General features: G+C 52.9%; 19 protein-coding genes. 15 read left to right on the forward strand and 4 right to left on the reverse strand.

The features are described 5' to 3' along the window. Positions 1–32: 32 nt before the first annotated feature. The 8 genes from EJQ19_RS21200 (at position 33) to mgrA (ending at position 8,487) form a co-directional block, all read left to right on the forward strand. Positions 33–1,037: a 2-oxoacid:acceptor oxidoreductase family protein gene (locus EJQ19_RS21200; RefSeq protein ID WP_126143242.1), complete on the forward strand. Its 1,005-nt coding sequence runs from the start codon at positions 33–35 to the stop codon at positions 1,035–1,037. A gap of 39 nt (positions 1,038–1,076) precedes the next feature. Next, positions 1,077–3,380, forward strand: coding sequence for a thiamine pyrophosphate-dependent enzyme (locus EJQ19_RS21205; RefSeq protein ID WP_126143243.1), 2,304 nt, complete (start codon positions 1,077–1,079; stop codon positions 3,378–3,380). A gap of 61 nt (positions 3,381–3,441) precedes the next feature. Then, positions 3,442–3,723, forward strand: a complete 282-nt coding sequence (locus EJQ19_RS21210) for a hypothetical protein (RefSeq protein ID WP_126143244.1) — start codon at positions 3,442–3,444, stop codon at positions 3,721–3,723. A gap of 171 nt (positions 3,724–3,894) precedes the next feature. Continuing rightward, positions 3,895–4,848 (forward strand): C40 family peptidase, encoded by a 954-nt coding sequence (locus EJQ19_RS21215; RefSeq protein WP_126143245.1) that lies wholly within the window; start codon positions 3,895–3,897, stop codon positions 4,846–4,848. Between the two features lie 114 nt (positions 4,849–4,962). Next, positions 4,963–5,556, forward strand: a complete 594-nt coding sequence (locus EJQ19_RS21220) for a ribonuclease H-like YkuK family protein (RefSeq protein WP_241243022.1) — start codon at positions 4,963–4,965, stop codon at positions 5,554–5,556. A 147-nt stretch (positions 5,557–5,703) separates the two neighbouring features. Next, positions 5,704–6,210 (forward strand): ADP-heptose synthase, encoded by a 507-nt coding sequence (locus EJQ19_RS21225; RefSeq protein WP_126143246.1) that lies wholly within the window; start codon positions 5,704–5,706, stop codon positions 6,208–6,210. A 17-nt stretch (positions 6,211–6,227) separates the two neighbouring features. Further along, on the forward strand, positions 6,228–7,250 hold the full coding sequence (locus tag EJQ19_RS21230; RefSeq protein WP_126143247.1) for a phosphotransferase: 1,023 nt from the start codon (positions 6,228–6,230) through the stop codon (positions 7,248–7,250). 244 nt (positions 7,251–7,494) lie between these two features. Then, on the forward strand, positions 7,495–8,487 hold the full coding sequence (gene mgrA, locus EJQ19_RS21235) for an L-glyceraldehyde 3-phosphate reductase (RefSeq protein WP_126143248.1): 993 nt from the start codon (positions 7,495–7,497) through the stop codon (positions 8,485–8,487). 3 nt (positions 8,488–8,490) lie between these two features. On the opposite strand, the gene xerS is transcribed toward mgrA, so the two are convergent. Continuing rightward, positions 8,491–9,573 (reverse strand): tyrosine recombinase XerS, encoded by a 1,083-nt coding sequence (gene xerS / locus EJQ19_RS21240; protein WP_126143249.1) that lies wholly within the window; start codon positions 9,571–9,573, stop codon positions 8,491–8,493. A 146-nt stretch (positions 9,574–9,719) separates the two neighbouring features. Between xerS and EJQ19_RS21245 the strand changes: the two genes are divergently transcribed. From EJQ19_RS21245 to EJQ19_RS21255, 3 genes are all read left to right on the forward strand, one after another. Continuing rightward, positions 9,720–10,226 (forward strand): RNA polymerase sigma factor, encoded by a 507-nt coding sequence (locus EJQ19_RS21245; RefSeq protein ID WP_126143250.1) that lies wholly within the window; start codon positions 9,720–9,722, stop codon positions 10,224–10,226. A 3-nt stretch (positions 10,227–10,229) separates the two neighbouring features. After that, a complete protein-coding gene (gene rsiV, locus EJQ19_RS21250; RefSeq protein WP_126143251.1) occupies positions 10,230–11,117 on the forward strand; it encodes an anti-sigma-V factor RsiV in 888 nt (295 codons plus the stop codon). A gap of 88 nt (positions 11,118–11,205) precedes the next feature. Further along, complete coding sequence (locus EJQ19_RS21255; protein WP_126143252.1) at positions 11,206–11,463, forward strand: hypothetical protein; 258 nt, start codon at positions 11,206–11,208, stop codon at positions 11,461–11,463. A 121-nt stretch (positions 11,464–11,584) separates the two neighbouring features. On the opposite strand, the gene EJQ19_RS21260 is transcribed toward EJQ19_RS21255, so the two are convergent. Continuing rightward, complete coding sequence (locus EJQ19_RS21260) at positions 11,585–11,869, reverse strand: hypothetical protein (RefSeq protein ID WP_126143253.1); 285 nt, start codon at positions 11,867–11,869, stop codon at positions 11,585–11,587. Between the two features lie 105 nt (positions 11,870–11,974). Next, positions 11,975–12,841 (reverse strand): helix-turn-helix domain-containing protein, encoded by an 867-nt coding sequence (locus tag EJQ19_RS21265; protein ID WP_164716652.1) that lies wholly within the window; start codon positions 12,839–12,841, stop codon positions 11,975–11,977. Between the two features lie 514 nt (positions 12,842–13,355). Between EJQ19_RS21265 and thrS the strand changes: the two genes are divergently transcribed. Both thrS and EJQ19_RS21275 read left to right on the forward strand, forming a co-directional pair. Further along, a complete protein-coding gene (gene thrS / locus EJQ19_RS21270) occupies positions 13,356–15,092 on the forward strand; it encodes a threonine--tRNA ligase (RefSeq protein ID WP_126143255.1) in 1,737 nt (578 codons plus the stop codon). A gap of 139 nt (positions 15,093–15,231) precedes the next feature. After that, on the forward strand, positions 15,232–15,441 hold the full coding sequence (locus EJQ19_RS21275) for a YwbE family protein (RefSeq protein WP_126143256.1): 210 nt from the start codon (positions 15,232–15,234) through the stop codon (positions 15,439–15,441). Between the two features lie 11 nt (positions 15,442–15,452). Here the strand turns inward: EJQ19_RS21275 and EJQ19_RS21280 are convergent, their stop codons facing one another. After that, the gene (locus tag EJQ19_RS21280; RefSeq protein ID WP_126143364.1) at positions 15,453–15,722 is read right to left on the reverse strand and encodes a DUF3995 domain-containing protein; all 270 of its coding nucleotides are present in this window, start codon (positions 15,720–15,722) and stop codon (positions 15,453–15,455) included. A gap of 310 nt (positions 15,723–16,032) precedes the next feature. On the opposite strand from EJQ19_RS21280, the gene EJQ19_RS21285 reads away from it, so the two are divergent. Both EJQ19_RS21285 and EJQ19_RS21290 read left to right on the forward strand, forming a co-directional pair. Continuing rightward, positions 16,033–16,845: an ABC transporter ATP-binding protein gene (locus EJQ19_RS21285; RefSeq protein WP_126143257.1), complete on the forward strand. Its 813-nt coding sequence runs from the start codon at positions 16,033–16,035 to the stop codon at positions 16,843–16,845. 63 nt (positions 16,846–16,908) lie between these two features. Continuing rightward, positions 16,909–18,279 (forward strand): aspartate aminotransferase family protein, encoded by a 1,371-nt coding sequence (locus EJQ19_RS21290; protein WP_126143258.1) that lies wholly within the window; start codon positions 16,909–16,911, stop codon positions 18,277–18,279. Positions 18,280–18,283 lie beyond the last annotated feature (4 nt).

The following is an 18,283-nucleotide window of genomic DNA, read 5'->3' on the forward strand; positions in this document are numbered from 1 at the left end:
AAATGCAGTTCACTTCTGAAAGGAGACCATGCATGGTAACTTTGCCGAAATTGAACGATCTCGGATTTTTCGAGATAAGACTGGAGTCCATCGGCGGTTTGGGTGCGAATCTGGCCGGGAAGATGCTGGCGGAAGCCGGTGTCGTTGGCGTTGGTTTGAATGGTGTCAGCTTTTCGTCCTATGGGTCGGAGAAGAAAGGATCGCCTGTCAAAGCGCACATCCGTTTTTGCGATATGGATACGCAGATCCGGGACACTTCGCCAGTGGAAAGGCCGCATGTCGTTGGAGTTTTTCATGAATCGCTTTCGAAGACTGTAAATGTTATCAGTGGCATCTATGAGGATAGTACCGTATTAGTAAATTCAGCGAAGACACCAGACGAGCTTAAGGAAAAAATGAAGCTGCGGGGCGGCACCATCGCGGTGGTCGATGCGATCGCAATTGCGCTCGAAGAGAAAAATCGCGTAAATATGGCCATGCTTGGGGCACTATTTCGGCTTTGTGATTTTCTTGACGCGGAAGCGATGCGAGGCGTTATCCGCAAGTCGCTCGAGAAGAAGTATCCGCTGGCGGTAGCCCCGGCGATTCGCACGTTTGACCGTGGCTACAACGAAGTGCAGTTCCAGACGTACGCGCTGCCGGAAGGCGAGAAGATGCCGGACTTCGTCCGTCTCGATACGCCAGTACTCGGTTATGAAACGCAACCGCTCGGGGGCATGGTGGTCAATCCCGGCAACAGCATTTTAAAAGATTTGAGTATTTCCCGTGCGGGGATGATGCCGCATTTCCATGAAGATAAATGCATACACTGCGCGTCCTGCGATAATGTGTGCCCGGATTTTTGTTTTGTATGGGATGAGCTTCCGGATAAGAAGGGCCGCCCGCAAATGTTCCTTCAAGGCATTGACTATCAATATTGTAAAGGTTGCCTCAAATGTGTACAGGCTTGTCCGACCGAAGCGCTTTCCCAGGAACGGGAAGAAGACGGTTATGCTGACGCCAATCGCATGCCTCACCGATTCAATCTGGCTTTGTAAGCTTAGAGAGTAATTAAGGGAGAAGGGTGGAACTGCCGCATGTCTATTGATATTAAGAAGGAATTAGGACAAGCCAAAATCGAGCAGCGTATCGTCTATGAGTCAGGCAACGAGATGGCTGCCTATGCCGCTCATCAAATTAACTATCATGTGATGGGCTACTTTCCGATTTCGCCGTCCACCGAGGTGGCGCAATTCTTGGATTTGATGAAAACGAATGGACAACACGATATCGTTCTCATTCCCGCAGACGGCGAGCACGGCTCGGCCGGAATCTGCTATGGCGCATCGACGGCAGGCGGCCGCGTGTTCAACGCGACGAGCGCCAATGGTTATCTATACATGCTTGAACAAATGCCGGTGCAATCCGGTACGCGTTTCCCGATGGTGATGAATCTGGTTTGCCGGTCGGTGTCCGGCCCGCTCAACATTCACGGCGACCATTCCGATCTCTACTACGCACTCAATACAGGATGGCCTATCATCATGTGCCGCGATCCGCAAGCTGTTTATGATATGAATATTATGGCAATCAAGTTAGCGGAAGATCCGGCCGTTCGATTGCCGGTGCTCGTCGCGTCGGACGGTTACTTTACGTCCCACCAGAAGCGGCGCGTGCAAACGTTTGCACATCGCGAGGATGTGCACGCGTTCATCGGCGAGCAGCCGCAAGGGTTCCCGGATACGCTTGATCGAAATCATCCGATTACCGTCGGCCCTTATATGAATGAACCGGACTACATTAATAACTGTTATCAGCAGTCGATGGCGATGTACAACGCAGAAGAAGTTTACGATCGTATTCAGAAGGAATACGCGGAACTCACCGGACGCGAGTACCCGATCCTCGAGCTGTATCGTATGGAAGACGCGGATGTCGCGGTGTTCTTGATGAATTCGGCTTCCGAAATCATCAAGGACGTCGTCGACCAGCTCCGCGCGAAAGGCATTAAAGCCGGATCGATCGCGCCAAACATGATCCGTCCTTTCCCGGCGAAGCAAATTGCGGCTGCGCTGGCAAATGTGAAGGCGGTCACGGTCGGCGACCGCGCCGATTCGTATGGCGGCCATGGCGGCAACATGGTCAACGAGATCAAAGCGGCTTTGTTCACCCATGGGAACAAAGACACGCTCGTTATCAGCCGCATCTATGGCCTCGGCGGCAAAGACTTTTATGCCGAGGACGGGCATAACCTGTTCCAGTTCGCGATCGATGCGATGAACGCGGGCAAGGTGGAGGTGCCGTTCGATTACTACGGGCACACGCCGGGCGATCCGGCCAAGGCGCCGAAGCGGGTGCTCGAACCGATGAAATATGAGGACTTGAAAACAGGCCTCATTACGGTGACGCCGGATGAGAACACCGGCAAGCTCAACGTGCGGATCCCGCCGCTTCGCTCCTTGACGAAGAAGCCGAAGCGCATTGCGCCAGGGCATGGCGCATGTCCGGGCTGCGGCATTTTCTCCGGGCTGGAGCTGTTCTTCAAAGGCATCGAGGGCGACATCGTCTCGATCTTCCACACCGGCTGCGCGATGGTTGTGACAACCGGTTATCCGTACTCGGCGCATAAAGCGACGTACATTCATAACCTGTTCCAGAACGGCGCAGCGACGCTCTCCGGCGTCGTAGAAATGTTCTGGGAGCGCAAGCGCAGAGGCGAGCTTGACCATCTCGGCCTCAAGGACGATTTTACCTTCGTCATGATTACTGGCGACGGCGGCATGGATATCGGCATGGGCCCGGCGATCGGGGCTGCGCTGCGGAATCACAAAATGATTATCCTCGAGTACGATAATGAAGGTTACATGAACACCGGCGCACAGTTGTCCTACTCGACACCGATGGGCCACCGCACGTCGACGTCCAACGTCGGGAAGCACCAGGGCGGCAAAGTGTTTCATCACAAAGACACCGCGCAAATTATGGCGGCGACGCATATTCCGTACGTCTTCACAGGCTCGGAAGCGTACCCGCAAGATCTCGTGAAAAAGGCTGCCAAGGCGCAGTGGTACGCTCAGAATGAAGGGCTCGTGTACGGCAAGATTCTGATCGCTTGTCCGCTCAACTGGCTGTCGGACGACCAGGAAGGCTCTAATATCGTCGGCGCGGCGGTGGACTCCTGCTTCTTCCCGCTCTACGAAGTCGAGCACGGGGTGACGACGTTGACCTACAATCCGGAGGACAAGGGCAAGAAGATTCCGCTTTCCGATTGGCTCAAGACGATGGGCAAAACGAAGCATCTGACAAAGCCGGAGTATGCCGGTTCACTGCAGGCGTTCGAGACGGAAGTCGAGCGTCGTTGGAACCGATTGAAAGCGAAGCACGAGAATCCGTATTTATAACATCAGCGGCACATTCACCCCCTCGGTGGATGTGCCTTTCACTTGAAGGGAGAGTGTCTAGATGCCTTACGTGCTGCAGCATAAAGAAACGAAGCAAATCTATACGACTATGCTGGTCAACCATTATGAACTCGCTTATTATGGGGTGAAGTTTTGGGCCGAAGCTCAGGAGGCTGAACGGGATGCGGCAGCTTTTTTGCAGGCCAAAGGGGTTGTAGATGCGTCATCTTGGGAGCTGCTTCACCTGGATGAACGCGAAATGAAGCTGTGCAATGTGAAGCTGAGAAACGATCCGAGGCTAAGCCTCTATTGGCAGGCAGACCGTAAACCGGAGGTGAATTGACTGGAAAAAAATGACGCCGCGTCAATAGGCTGAACGCCGTGTACGCTTGTCCAAGAATCCGTTCCTTTCACCTATATTCGCCTCCAACCCCCGCAATCTATAATTAGGTTACGAAAGAAAAAATTACTATTCACTGATTGCGAAAAAAGCCATCATCAAGGGAGGCAAAACATGAAAAAATGGGTTCTGATTTGTGCAGTTGTTCTGCTAACGATCGTCGGCTTGCTGCCGCAAGGCGGCTATGCGGAGGAGGCGGTAACAACGAAAGGGCAGATTGTGGCTGGCGTCAGTTTCCGGGATGAGCCGAATACATCGAGCAATGTGATGCGGCTTTTGAAAGCGAATGAAATCGTCACGATTACGGACTACGTGTCTGCCAGTTGGTATGGCGTGAAGGATGCACAAGGGGTGCAAGGCTATGTATCCACGAACGCGAAATACATAAAAGTGATCAGTAACGCCCAAGTCATTTATGGCGTTAACTTTCGGACCCAGCCTGCTACCGACAGTTCCTCCAGAGTCATTCGGATGCTTGCCAAAGGGGAAGACATCCTGATCACGGATAAATTGAACGATAGCTGGTATAAAATTCAGGACGCAAACGGCACTGTAGGCTACATCAGCACAAGTTCGAAGTATACGGCGGTTGACTTCTCTATCGCGATGCCGAATTTGCCGGTTGCAGATGCGATTGAAGCGGTAATTGCCGTAGGCCAGCGATATCTAGGCACACCGTACGAGTACGGTTCCCAGCGCAACGATCCAACGACATTCGATTGCTCCGATTTGGTTCAAACGATGTTCTGGCAAGGGCTGCGGTATGTGCTGCCCGGCGACTCGGCGGCGCAAGGCACGTATGTGCAATCACTGGGGCCGATCGTCACAGATTGGACGAAGCTGAAGCGCGGGGACCTGCTGTTCTTCTCGGCTTACAAAGGTGCAAAACCGTCTGATTATGATGGAGTGAACATTCTGAAGGAGCCGATCACGCATGTCGGCATCTACTTGGGGAACGGCGAAATGCTGCATACGTACTCGGTGGAATCCGGCGGCGTGCGCATCGATACGATTGCAGGGAAGCAGTGGGAGAATCGTTTTTTATACGGCGGATCGGTTTTACGCTAACTTGATGGTTCGATCAGCGCAGGTTTGCCATATACTATAGAAAGAGGCGGGTGCAGCCTTTGCATCCGCCTCTTGCTCATCCATTGACTCTATAGAGAAAGGGAGCGCCTATCTTTGAAACCAGCGACGATGGACCAACCTCTGGAATTCAGGAACACGACGGAAAGTGGGCTTAACCTGGACACGGTGCATGAGCGCATTTTGCATTTTATGCGACTTGACCCGGCAGCGACGTATAAATTCATTATCGGAACGGATTGTCAGGTACATCCAGGTCATACGAAGTTTATCACGGGTGTTGTTATCCAGCGGATGGGGAGAGGAGCGTGGGCATGCTATCGTCAATATGTCGTGCCTCGCGCGATGCATTCCATTAAGGAGAAGCTTTCAATGGAAACTGCGCTGAGTGAAGAGATTGCGATGTTTTTTGATGAGTCGAAACGGCAGGATATGGAAAATGTAATACTTCCTCATCTTTATCAAGGTGCGACCTTCGATATGTTCATTCACATCGATGCCGGCGATGATGCGGACAAGAACCGGACGGCCAAATTCGTCCAGGAAATGGTTAGACGTGTCGAATCCGTCGGCATGGTGCCGGTGATCAAGCCGGATTGCTACGTGGCATCGGCTTATGCCAACCGGTTTTCCAAGAAGCCGGTACGACTGCATTATGAGGAGCGAGATCGGATGGATGGAAGCTTATAGCAGCCTTGGGAGGACCGTCGGCCCGGCAGGTGGAACGGAACCTGCGAGCTGACGGTTTTGTTTCTTTTTCAGCTTAGCCGGAAAGAAGGGTTTCCCTTCCTTAGCAGCGAAATAATGCAGAGTAAGTTGGTACATGGGGGGATTGACATGAGCAAGACGTTTATTATTGAAGCCGTGATGCTGGCGGTGCACGGACAGCTGATGTTGCCCGCGAAGCCGGTCACGTACGTAATTCCGTATACGACGATACAAGAATTATATGAATTGCAAACGAGTACGGTGCCGATTATGATGGACGAAGAAGATGACGGGTTCGTCAAAACCTTGATTACCGAGCTCATTCAGTTCTTTGAGGAACCGTTCAATAAGAAAAAAATCGAGAAAGCGCTCACCATGCCCTGGGGCAAAAGTCCGCCGCTGCCGATTAACGATAATGTTACGCTTTGTATCGTGAACAGTATTGACAACGAGGCGTATGGCGAGCTGTTCGATCCGATTGAGACCGAGCTGATTATGGCGGGGATCCGGGAGAAGGCGGTGCTGCTAACCGACCAGCTGGATTTTATCGACCGTGTCATTAATGGCGGAGTGCCGGTGGAGACGGTGGACGTCGAGGATTTCGACTTTATTCTGGACGACGATCTTCAAGTGTAAAAGGAGTGGAGCTGCCGATGACGACGAAGCATAACTTGGACATGCTACTGAATGAACTGCCTGCATTTTGGTTCCCGCAGCGGACGTGGACGCTGCGCGAAGGTGTCGGCGGGATGAACAATACGACGCGCTTTGTGGAAGTAGACGGAGCGACCTATGTGCTCCGGCTGTATGAGACACACCGCGATAGGAACAAAATCGCGTTCGAGCACCGCGTGCTGCTGGAGCTGGGAAGACAGCAGCACGCGCTGGATTTCGCCATTCCTCAGCCGCTGAAGCGGCCGAATGGCGAGACGATGGTGACGCTGCCCGGCGGGAAGCTGGCGGCGCTGTTCACCTATACCGAAGGCGAGAACCCGGGTGCCTTCGCGTTATCCCAACTGCCGTACATCGGCAAGGCGGTCGGGCAGTTATCCGCTGCGCTCAGCCGGATCGAACTGGATGTGAAGCCGGAATATGCGCCGTATTACGAAATCGAGCAGATTCACCCGCGCTGTACGCCGGATGCCATCCGGGCGTTTTGTGAGCAGCCGCCTGGGCCGTTTGCGAAGCAAAAGGGGGAGTTGGCGTATATTTTTGCCCGATACATGGCGATTTACGAAGCGATTCCGTTCATTCGCAGCTTGCCGCATCAGCTCGTACACGGCGATATTAACGGCTCGAACATGCTGATCGACGAGGAAGGGCAGTTAGCAGCGATCTTGGATTTTGAATTTGTGACACGCGATGTGAGGGTGATGGAACTGGCGGTGTGCTTGTCCGATCTGATCGATCCGAGCCGCAGCGAGTCCGAACTGCGTCATCAATGCGATGCGTTCTGCGCCGGCTACCGCCAGCATATTCAGCTGTCGCATGCGGAGATGCGCGTGCTGCCGCTGCTCATTGAGCTGCGCCGCCTCGACGTGTTCATTCATTTCCTCGGCCGGTATTTGGACCAGGTCGATTCGCAGGCCGTTCTCATCGATATTATACAAAGTACGCACGAGAAGACGAAATGGCTGCAGCTCCATGGCGCAAGGCTGTTGTTTGCGCATCAATAAGGGCGACTACTAACCTTGACGTAAGTAAGACACGTTTTTTTCAGTTCTTCCGCTGCTCGAACGGTTCACGTATACTGGACTTAGAAAACTGAGACTAGCAACTGGGTATACCCCTGATAAACGGCTTCGCCGACCTTCTAAGACGGAGCGTTTACTGATGACATAGCGCCACTTCGAGGGCATACTATCGGATATGCTGAGTACAGTTTTCGAATTGAATTATTCCGAGGAGGAAGAAGTAGACATGGTATATCAAGCAAGCGCAACGCGTTATGCGGAAATGAAATATAATCGCTCAGGCCGCTCCGGGCTGAAGCTGCCGGCGATTTCTTTGGGGATGTGGCACAATTTCGGCGGACTCGATCTGCACGAGAACGGCAGAGCCATGCTGCTGCGTTCGTTCGATTTGGGGATTACGCATTTTGATCTGGCGAATAACTATGGGCCGCCTCCTGGTTCTGCGGAAGAGCTGATGGGCCGCGTGTTGAAGAGCGATCTGGCCGCGTACCGCGATGAATTGATCATCTCGACCAAAGCGGGCTATTACATGTGGGAAGGGCCGTACGGCGAATGGGGCTCCCGCAAGTATCTGATTTCCTCGCTGGATCAAAGCTTGAAGCGGATGGGGCTCGAGTATGTCGATATTTTCTACTCCCACAGACCGGATCCGAACACGCCGTTTGAAGAAACGATGCAGGCGCTGGACAGCATTGTGCGCTCCGGCAAAGCGCTCTACGTGGGCTTGTCCAACTACACGGCTGAGCAAACGAAGGAAGCGGCTTCGATTCTGAAAAGCCTCGGCACGCCGCTGCTCATCCACCAACCGTCTTACAGCATGTTCAACCGCTGGATCGAAGACGGCTTGCAGGATGTGCTGGACGACTTCGGTGCCGGCAGCATCGCGTTCTGTCCGTTGGCGCAAGGCCTGCTGACGAACAAATACGTGAGCGGCATCCCGACGGATTCCCGCGCAGCGGGCAAGAGCGCCTTCCTGAACACGAAGGACATCACGGAAGAGAAGCTGAACCAGATTCGCCAGCTGAACGAGATCGCGGTTTCCCGCGGCCAAAGCCTCGCGCAGATGGCGCTTGCTTGGGTGCTGCGCGGCGGCCGTGTGACGTCGGCCTTGATCGGCGCAAGCCGCGTGTCGCAGATCGAAGAGAACGTGGCGGCGCTGAAAAATCTCGAGTTTTCCTCGGAAGAGCTCGACCGTATAGAAAAAATCCTGAAGAAATAATCCTCAGGATTCCGCTCTTTTATCAATCGCTTCAGACATCGTCTTGTCGGTGAGATGCGCGTAGATTTGCGTCGTCTCCGGCGAGGCGTGGCCGAGCTGCTCTTGCGTTTTGTACAGATCATTCTGCAAATAATAATCGGTTGCGAACGAGTGTCGCAGTTTATGCACCGACAAGTACGGCTTGCCGAAGCGCTTCGCGTACTTGACGACTAATTCCTGGATCGCACGTTTCGTGATCCGCTCGCCTTCTTTCTTGCCATTTGCGATGGCCAAGAAGAGGGCTTTTTCTTTTTTCGCAGGCTTGTAGCGGGTGGAGCGAATGGCTAAGTACTCGGTCAGCATTTCGACAGCTTCGTTCCGGAAATAAACGGGCGTCTTGAAGCTTTCGTCGTTGTTCCCTTTGCGGTAGACGTAAACGAGCTTCTTTTTCAGATCAATGTCGTCGACATTCATATTGTACACTTCGGACACGCGCAGGCCGGAATTGAGAATCAGCGTCACGAGGCAGGCGTCCCGGATTTTATTGAGCTCGTAGGCATACAGCGCCTGCTTGTTCGTTGCAATATCGTGTTCGTACGCTTCCCGCACGTAGTAAATAAACTCCGTAATTTCTTCCTCTTGCAGCAGTTTGCCTTCCAGCTTGGCCGCGATGTCCTTCGGCTTGGAGGCGCGCTTGATTTCCACCTTCGCCATGACATTGCGCTTCAGCAGCGGATAAAAGTTCTCGTCCTCAGCGATTTGACTCAAGTAGTGGAACAAGGAGCGAAGGGCGGACAGCTTGCGGTTGATCGTCGTTTTACCATTACCTTGTCCTTTACGGGTTGCGAGGAACATGCGAAAATTGCTTATGCTCTCCATATAGAGCGTCTCCAGATCGAGCAGCGTCACTTCTTTGATGGAGGCGGCGGTCGACAGCCCTTCGGCGATCAGCCAGCCCAGAAATATCTCATAATCGCGTACATATTCGAGCAAGGACGAAGGGGATAGATCCGGAAGTTTGTAGTTAATAAATTGCTCGATAAACCAAGGCATGGTCGGAATTCGTTTGTCGAGTTCCTGGCGGTCTTTGATTTTAATGATATTCATGATCGTCTCTCCTCCCAGTTTTCAGTATAGCAGTGCATGGTCAAAATTGGTAGAAAAGCGCCAAACTATTCTGCGCCTTCGTACGTCTTACCTGCAGGACTACAGATCTTAATGAACGTTGGACGGTAAAAGGAGCGTTATCCGATATGGCAATCAATCCGAAATTGGAGAGTCAGCTTATCGCTTGCATTACGGAGCATCAAGAGAATGTATACCGGCTTGCGTACAGCTATGTAAAAAATCAAGAAGATGCCCTGGACGTCGTCCAGGAGGCGATTCAGAAGGCTTTTGCCGCTGCCGGCTCGCTGAAAAACACAACCTCGCTCAAAAGTTGGTTTTATCGCATTGTGATCAATTCCGCGCTGGATTGCTTGCGGAAGAAGAAGAAAGTACACATTGTCGACGACAAGGCCATGGAGTTGATCGCCTCAGGCAGCGAAGACGCTTATGCGGACATTGATCTGGAGCGGGCGCTCGACGACTTGCCGGATATGTACCGGAGCGTGATTACTCTGCGGTACTTTGAGGATTTGAAGATCGAAGAGATCGCCGACGTGTTGAAAGAGAATACGAATACGATCAAGACGAGGCTGTATCAGGCTCTGAAGCTGCTCAAGATCCGCATGAACGATGATGCGCTGGTGGAGGTATAACCGATGGAAGAGAAAATGGAGAAGATGAAACAAAACTATATGGATATTCCGATCCCTCAAGAACTGAACTTTGTCGTGCAACAGGCGATTCGTAAGCATAGACCAAAGCGCAGCGGACGCAAATGGGCGGCGGGCGCAGCCGCGGCGGCATTGGTTTTCGTGGCAGGCTTGAATACGAGTCAGGCGTTTGCCGATACGCTCTCGGAAGTGCCTGTGCTTGGCGAGCTCGTAAAAGTGCTGACGTTCCGAACGTATCATTACGAGGATAAGGGCTTTCAAGCGAATGTCGAGGTGCCGGCGATCACGAATTTGGATAATAAAGAGCTGCAGGAATCGCTTAATAGCAAGTATCTGGAGGAGAGTAAACAGCTGTACACTTCGTTCATGGCCGATATGGAGAAAATCAAAGCGGAGCATCCCGATGCGCATATGGGGGTAGACAGCGGCTTTGTCGTGAAGACGGATAATGAGCAGATATTGTCGGTCGGACGTTATGTGGTCAATATTGCGGGGTCTTCCTCAACGACGTTCCAGTACGACACCATTGATAAGAAGAATCAACTGTTGATTACGCTCCCAAGCTTGTTTAAGGATGATCGTTACATTGAGTTGATCACCGCCAACATCAAGGAACAGATGCTTCAGCGGATGAAAGATCAGCCGGGCAACATCTATTGGGTGGAAGGCGGGTCTCAGCAAGTTCCCAACATGGAGCTGTTCAAGTCCATCAAAAGAGACCAAACGTTCTACATCAATCCCCAGGGCAAGCTTGTGATCGTGTTCCAGAAATATGAGGTCGGTCCCGGCGTGATGGGCGTTCCGGAATTCGTCATTCCGACGTCGGTGATCCAAGATGACCTCAGCACGCACGCTTACTTGACTTCGGAGTAGCTAGCATCTTGCACAAAATCTTGCATAAAATGCCAATCGGATACTCACATTAAGCAGGAAGTTACATTTTCTTCCGGAGGGATCCGATATGCAGCAGCAGGACCAACAAGGCAATGGGCAAGATTCGCAAGGCTTTGAACGCATAAAAGAAGCCGCTCACAAGGCGGAGCAAGCGGCGGAACAAACGCTGCAAATGGCCCAGCAAATTTATTCGCAAGCAACGGAAGCCGCGCTGAGCGCAGCGGAGCAGCAGCTCGAGGAGCTGCAAGGGCAAATCAAGCAGGCTCGGCAGAAAACCGAGGATTTGAAGCAGGAGCTACAAGATTCCAAGCAGCAGCAACAATGAGTGGACCAGGAGCCGCTTGCCGCAGGGCAGGCGGTTTCTTGTGCTTTGGGGACGCCGAAATGGTGAAAAAGCTGCCGGGAAATCCCGGCAGCCAAGGGCAGGTGCTGAAGGCGTTTGCAGCTTACTTTTTAACGAATCCCATAGCATACTTGAGTACGACACCTAGAGCACCGATATAGTACGCAATTTTCACGATAAAATCGGTGTGGTCCAGCGGCATCAGGTTGACGAGCAGGAAGAGCGGGAACACGTAGTAGAGCAAGTCTTGCAAGTAAGACAGAATCATAGCGGAAGAGAATGTGCCGGCCGACATCGATTTGAACAAATCAACGACGAAGCTAATACCCATTACCGCCAAGACAAGCCACATTGCGTAAAGCATTAATCCGGAAAGGGCAAATGTCATTGTGATTCACCTCCACGCAAGGAAGATTTGCTTCCACTGTATCTTATGCAGCGAGGTGACAAGTTGTACTGGGCAACTGTGGAACTGCCGTACAGGCTTTGCAGATCAGGTGTGAACCGTATTGCGGAATATTTGCGGCGCAACGCCGACGTACTTTTTGAAAATACGCGAAAAGTAGAACACGTCTTGGTAACCGAGTTCGAGGGCAATTTCTTTGACGGCTTTGTCTGTATTGAGCAAAATGTTTTTGGCTTCGGCCATTTTCATCCGATGGATATAGGTTCCGAGCGGGTAGCCGGAGTAATCGTTCACAATGCGGCGCAAGGTGGAGACCGAAATATGGTGCCGCTTGGCAAACTCACGCGCGTCAAACGACTGGTAGATGGCATGGTTCAGCTCCTCGATGAGCTTGATGACTTGCTGGGCTTTGGTCGGCGATTCCGTGGTGGCTTCCGCGCGCAGCATGAATTCGAAGATCAGTGACTCCACCAGCAGGGAAGCCCGATCAATATTGGCGGGGCTGCCGCTTTCCATCAGTTGAAAAATCAGCTCGATCCGCCCGATTTGGGAGCCGTCTTCTTTACCTACGAAGGTGACGCGGTCGGCATCCGTAATCCAGCTCTGGAGCCACTCGTTGATCCGGTTGCCCTCGAACGAGAAATAATACTCGTCCCAATAGCCGCCGGGGTTGGGGCCATACTCGTATTCGGCACCAGGTCTGAAAAAAAACAGCGACCCGCTTTCCACGTGCTGCACGGGGCCTTGATTGATGCGGAAAACGCCGCTGCCGCCGGCAATGTATACCGCAGCCCACTTCTCAAAGGAAGCGTGCGTCCGATAATGGATGCGTCCAGGCAAATGGCCGACGCTATAAATAATGAGCGATTGCAGCTTTAATTTGCTGGCATCGATCGGGATCGTAATGAGGCGTAGCGGATATGGGCTAATCGTATTATCCATGATTCTGGGCATCGTGTACATTCCTTCCAAAATGGCCGTTATGCTGCACTGAGGGAAATTAATCGCATTAACTTTCTTTGAGTTCATTATAAAGGACAGTTTGCGATGGCGAAAGACGGCCATGCGTATTTTCTTTGCCCGAAAGAGAGAGTGAATCCGTTATAACGATTCTTTCCCTTGAAAAAGCACGTATACATCTTGTAACATAAAGCAAATCATATCCCAAAGCGTTGACCAAAGACACGATGTCCCCGCCCCGAACCGCACAGAGAGAGAAGCCTCGGCTGCAAGCTTCTTCGGATTCGACTGCGACGTTACCCCTTTGCAGCTGTGCCGTCCAACCCGCTTTCCTTGCGGTAGTAGAAGGCAACGATTCATCCTCGATACCGGATGACAATAAGGACGACAGAATGGCTGTCGTTGAAATTGGGTGGAACCACGAGCTGAACGCACTCGTCCCTTGGTGGATGGAGGCGTTTTTTTGCGTTCAAATATAAATGAAATCGTGAGAAAAGGAGGAAGCAAAATGGCATTTGGCAATCAATCAAAATTAGAGGTGATGCGCCATACGACGGCGCATGTGTTGGCGCAGGCCGTGAAGCGCTTGTATGGCGCAGGCGCGGTCAAGCTTGGCATCGGCCCTGTGATCGCCGACGGCTTTTACTACGACATGGCGCTGGAGAAGCCGCTGTCGCCGGAAGACCTTGCTGCGATTGAGCAGGTAATGGCGGCCATTGTTCGAGAGAATTTGCCGATCCTGCGCAAGGTCGTGTCCCGTGAAGAGGCGCTGGCCTGGTTTGAGGAGCTAGGGGAGACGTTTAAGCTGGAAATTATTCGAGACTTACCCGAGGATGCGGAGCTGACCGTCTATGAACAAGGTGAGTTTGCGGATCTGTGCCGCGGGCCGCACGTGTCGTCAACTGGCGAAGTAGGCGCGTTCAAATTGCTGCATACCTCAGGCGCGTATTGGCGTGGCGATGCGGCGAATGTGATGCTGCAGCGCATCTACGGTACAGCCTTTGGCAGCGTGGAGGAGCTTGAGGCGCATTTGGCATTAATTGAAGAAGCCAAGAAGCGGGATCATCGCAAGCTGGGCAAAGACCTGGATCTGTTCATGTTCTCCGAGGAAGCTCCAGGCATGCCGTTCTTTCTGCCGCAGGGGATGATCATTCGCAATGAGCTGGAAGGTTTTGCGCGCGAGCTTCAGCGAAAGCGGGGCTACGAGGAAGTAAGAACGCCTTTGATGATGAATAATCGCGTCTGGGAGCAATCCGGACATTGGGATCACTACAAAGACAACATGTATTTTACGCAAGTGGACGACGTAAAGTTTGCGCTGAAGCCGATGAACTGTCCCGGCCATATGTTGATCTTCAAGAACAGCTTGCATTCGTACCGCGAACTGCCGATTCGCATCTCCGAGTTCGGTCAGGTGCATCGCCACGAAATGTCGGGCGCATTGAATGGGATGATGCGGGTGCGGACATTTTGCCAGGACGACGCGCACTTGTTCGTGCTGCCAGAGCAAATCGGCGAAGAGATTGGCCAGGTTATCGAATTGATTCATCATGTATACGACGTGCTGGGATTTGCGTACACCGTAGAGCTGTCGACTCGCCCGGACGAGAAGCTGGGGTCCGACGAGCTGTGGGATCAAGCGGAGCAGGCGCTCCAGAACGTGCTGGATCAGCGTGGCATTCCTTATCAGATCAATGAAGGCGATGGCGCGTTCTATGGGCCCAAAATCGACTTTCACATCCTGGACAGCCTGAAACGAAGCTGGCAGTGCGGCACGATTCAGCTCGATTTTCAGATGCCGGATAAGTTCGATCTCGCCTATGTGGGCGAGGATGGCCGCAAACACCGGCCGGTGGTGATTCATCGCGCCTTGTACGGCTCGATGGAGCGGTTTATCGGCATGCTGACCGAGCATTTTGCCGGCGCATTCCCACTATGGCTGGCGCCGACACAGGTCATGATCTTGCCGGTTTCCGAGCATCAGGCCGCGTATGCTTATCAAGTGAAGCAGCTGCTGACGCATGCAGGCGTTCGCGCGGAAGTGGATGCGCGGCAGGAAAAGCTCGGCTATCGCTTGCGGGAAGCACAGCTGCGCAAAGCGCCGTATGTGTTCGTCGTCGGCGATCGTGAGATGCAGGCGGGCGAAGCGTCCGTCAGAGCAAGAGGAGCCGCTCAGGGAACTGTGTGCAACGTGGAAGAGATCGCGACGCAGCTGGCGGCGGATATTCGGGATCGGAAGCGGTAGGCGGCAAGTCGTTGACAGGCTTAATGAGGCCGCGAGGGTTGCGGTGGCGTTAAGCCTGCTTTTATGCCAGGGATTGGAGACCGTTCTGTTCGTTATGCTATAATGAGGGTCACATTAAAAGATGAGGCAGGCGAACACCATGAATGGACAACTGCGGAAAAATATCGTTCCCGGACTCCAGGTTAACATTGTATTGAAGCAGGATCAGCGTAGCGGAAAGCTGACGAAAGGCATTGTGAAAGAGCTGTTGACGAACTCACCGACACATCCCCACGGCATTAAAGTGAGATTAACCGACGGCCAGGTGGGACGGGTGAAGGAAATATTGTCGGGCCCTGCGGAGGCGTAGGGGAGACCGGACTATAGGGCATAGAAGAAGGCCCAACTCAGCCAGAGACAGAGCGGCGTAAATAAAAAGTAATCGTACCGGGCAAATCGCGAGGTGCGGTTTGTTTTGAAAAGACCGACGTATTTAAAATCGCCGATGCAGCGAAGACCAAATGCGATGGCCGATAAGAGGCAGCCCCATCCTACGAGCTTTGACGGCAGGGCAAGCGGGAGCAGATCTCCTTGGATACCGAGCAGGCAGGCATCGAGGATAACGACACAAGAGGAATTCGCAAATAACAGCTTACGCTGGGAGCAGAGCGGTCACATCTTTGATATATGAAAACGTTCTCAACTCGCTTTTTGATGCATACATTGCTACAGCGCAAAGATGTGCACGATATCTCAACATGTAGTTGACATAGTAAATGTTATGTAAACTTTTGTTGCAGTTCCTATTTTTAGCGCTGTCTTTTATTCAGGAAGACAAAAAATGGTGAAATTGACCGACGTATATTTAAAAATGATCCTTAAGGTTATATAATGGTACACAATCAGTAGTTCAACTTACCTCAATGCTTCCGTGTGTTCGCAGGAATGGGAGGGCCGATGGATGAATTCAGATCGTGCTGGGCAGCATGTGGACATTTCACTCGATGGCGTATGGGTAACCGCTGGCAAAAAAGGCAAGACGAGCACCGTGCTCCAGGACATTACGTTAGATGTTGGCCGTCATGAATTTGTCACGCTGTTAGGGCCGATAGGCAGCGGCAAGTCGACGCTTCTGCGTCTTATGGCGGATCTCCAGCAGCCGTCCAAAGGGCAAATCTCGCTGCACAAAGCGCATCCGCGCGAAATCCGATTGCGGCGTAAGTTCGGCATTGTCAGCGCGCAGCCCGGTCTGTTCGAATGGCGCACCGTCCGGGAAAATATTGAACTCCCTCTGGAAATTGCTATGCAGAACCGTTCCCTCATCCAAGACAAGATTGACCACCTTCTTGACATCGTCGGCTTGACGAAATTCAGTGATTACTTTCCGTGGCAGCTAAGCCCCGGCATGCAGCAGCGCGTCGCGATCGCGCGTGCACTTTCCCTCGATCCGCCGATTCTTTTTCTCGATGAACCGTTCTCCGCTTTGGATGCTTTTACCCGTGAAAAACTACAAGATCAGCTTCTGCACCTGAAGGAAAAAACGAACCTAACGATCGTTTTCGTCTCGAACAGTGTGTCGGAGGCTGTTTTTTTATCTCATCGCATTCTGATCATGGTGCCGAATCCCGGACGCCTTCACTCCCAGCACGAGATTCATCTCGGTTCCGAACGTGTGCCGAACGTCCGTGAAACCATGCTTTTCCACGAACTCACGGCAGCGATTCGCAACTGTTTCCCGGCAGCGGCCGATCTCATTCAGGATCAATTGGGATAGCCTCGCGCATACAAGCATAATCATAGATTAAGTGAAGCAGGAATTAGGGAAAGGGTGGCGGCGATGGCGATCAACGATCCGGCTGACAAAGAAGCATTATTGGAAAATGACCGCAAGTACGTCTGGCATCATATGACGCCGCATAATGACAATCCGATGATCGTCGCGTCCGGAGATGGAAGCTGGGTAACGGATGTGGACGGCAATCGCTATCTTGACGGCATGTCAGGGCTGTGGTGCGTGAATGTCGGTCACGGCAGGAAGGAAATCGCGGAAGCTGCCGCTCAGCAAATGATGACACTTGCCTACGCCACGATGGTTCAGGCGCACATTCCATCCATTGAACTTGCAGCAAAGCTGAATGCCTGGTTGGAAGGGGAGTACCGGATCTTTTTTTCCAATTCCGGTTCCGATGCCAATGAAGTTGCCTTCAAAATCGCCAGGCAGTACTTTCATCAAAAAGGGAAGCCGGCGAAGCATAAATTCATTTCGCGGCATCGTGCTTATCACGGGAATTCGATGGGGGCGCTCGGCGCGACGGGGCAAGCGCAGCGCAAGCTGAAATATGAGCCGCTTGGCGTCGGCTTCTCGCACGTAGCGCCGCCGTACTGTTATCGATGTCCGTTCGGTCAAACGAAGGACAACTGCTCCCTGCAATGCGCTGAGGCGATTGAGCAGGCCATCGCCTGGGAAGGGCCGGACTCCGTCGCCGGCGTCATCCTCGAGCCGGTGATCACCGGCGGCGGCATGCTTGTCCCGCATGAAGGCTATCTGCCGGCGGTAGCTCGCATTTGCGAAAAGTACGACGTGCTGCTCATCGTCGATGAAGTGATCTGCGGCTTCGGGCGCTCCGGCCGGAAGTTCGGCCATCACAATTACGGGGTCAAGCCGGACATTGTGACGATGGCCAAAGGACTCACCAGCGCCTATTCGCCTTTGTCGGCGACGGCGGTCTCGGCGGAGCTGTACGAGGTGTTCAAAAGCGGCGGCGACACGAGCCATTTCCGGCATGTGAATACGTTCGGCGGCAATCCGGTGTCGTGTGCCGTCGCGCTTGCCAACCTTCGCGTCCTAGAGGACGAAGGGCTTATCGCCAGATCGGCGGTGATCGGGGAAGCGTTCGCGGCCAGGCTGGCTCGGCTACGGGAGCACCCGAACGTCGGCGATATGCGGATCTTCGGCTCGGCGATGGGCATTGAGTTGGTGGAGGATCGGGACACGAAGGAGCCTGCGAAACCCGAGCGCGTGGCTGCTATCGTTGCCGCCTGCAAGAGCAAAGGGCTGCTGATCGGTAAAAACGGCGATACCGTTCCCGGGTTTGCGAATATTCTGACATTGAGCCCCCCGCTCAGTTCAACCGATGACGATGTTGATTTTATCGTGAAGACGCTGCTGGAAGTATTTAGTGTCGGATCTATTTCGTCGAAAGGATGATGCA

This window comes from Paenibacillus whitsoniae (assembly GCF_003955665.1).
Taxonomy (GTDB): Bacteria; Bacillota; Bacilli; order Paenibacillales; family NBRC-103111; genus Paenibacillus_E; species Paenibacillus_E whitsoniae.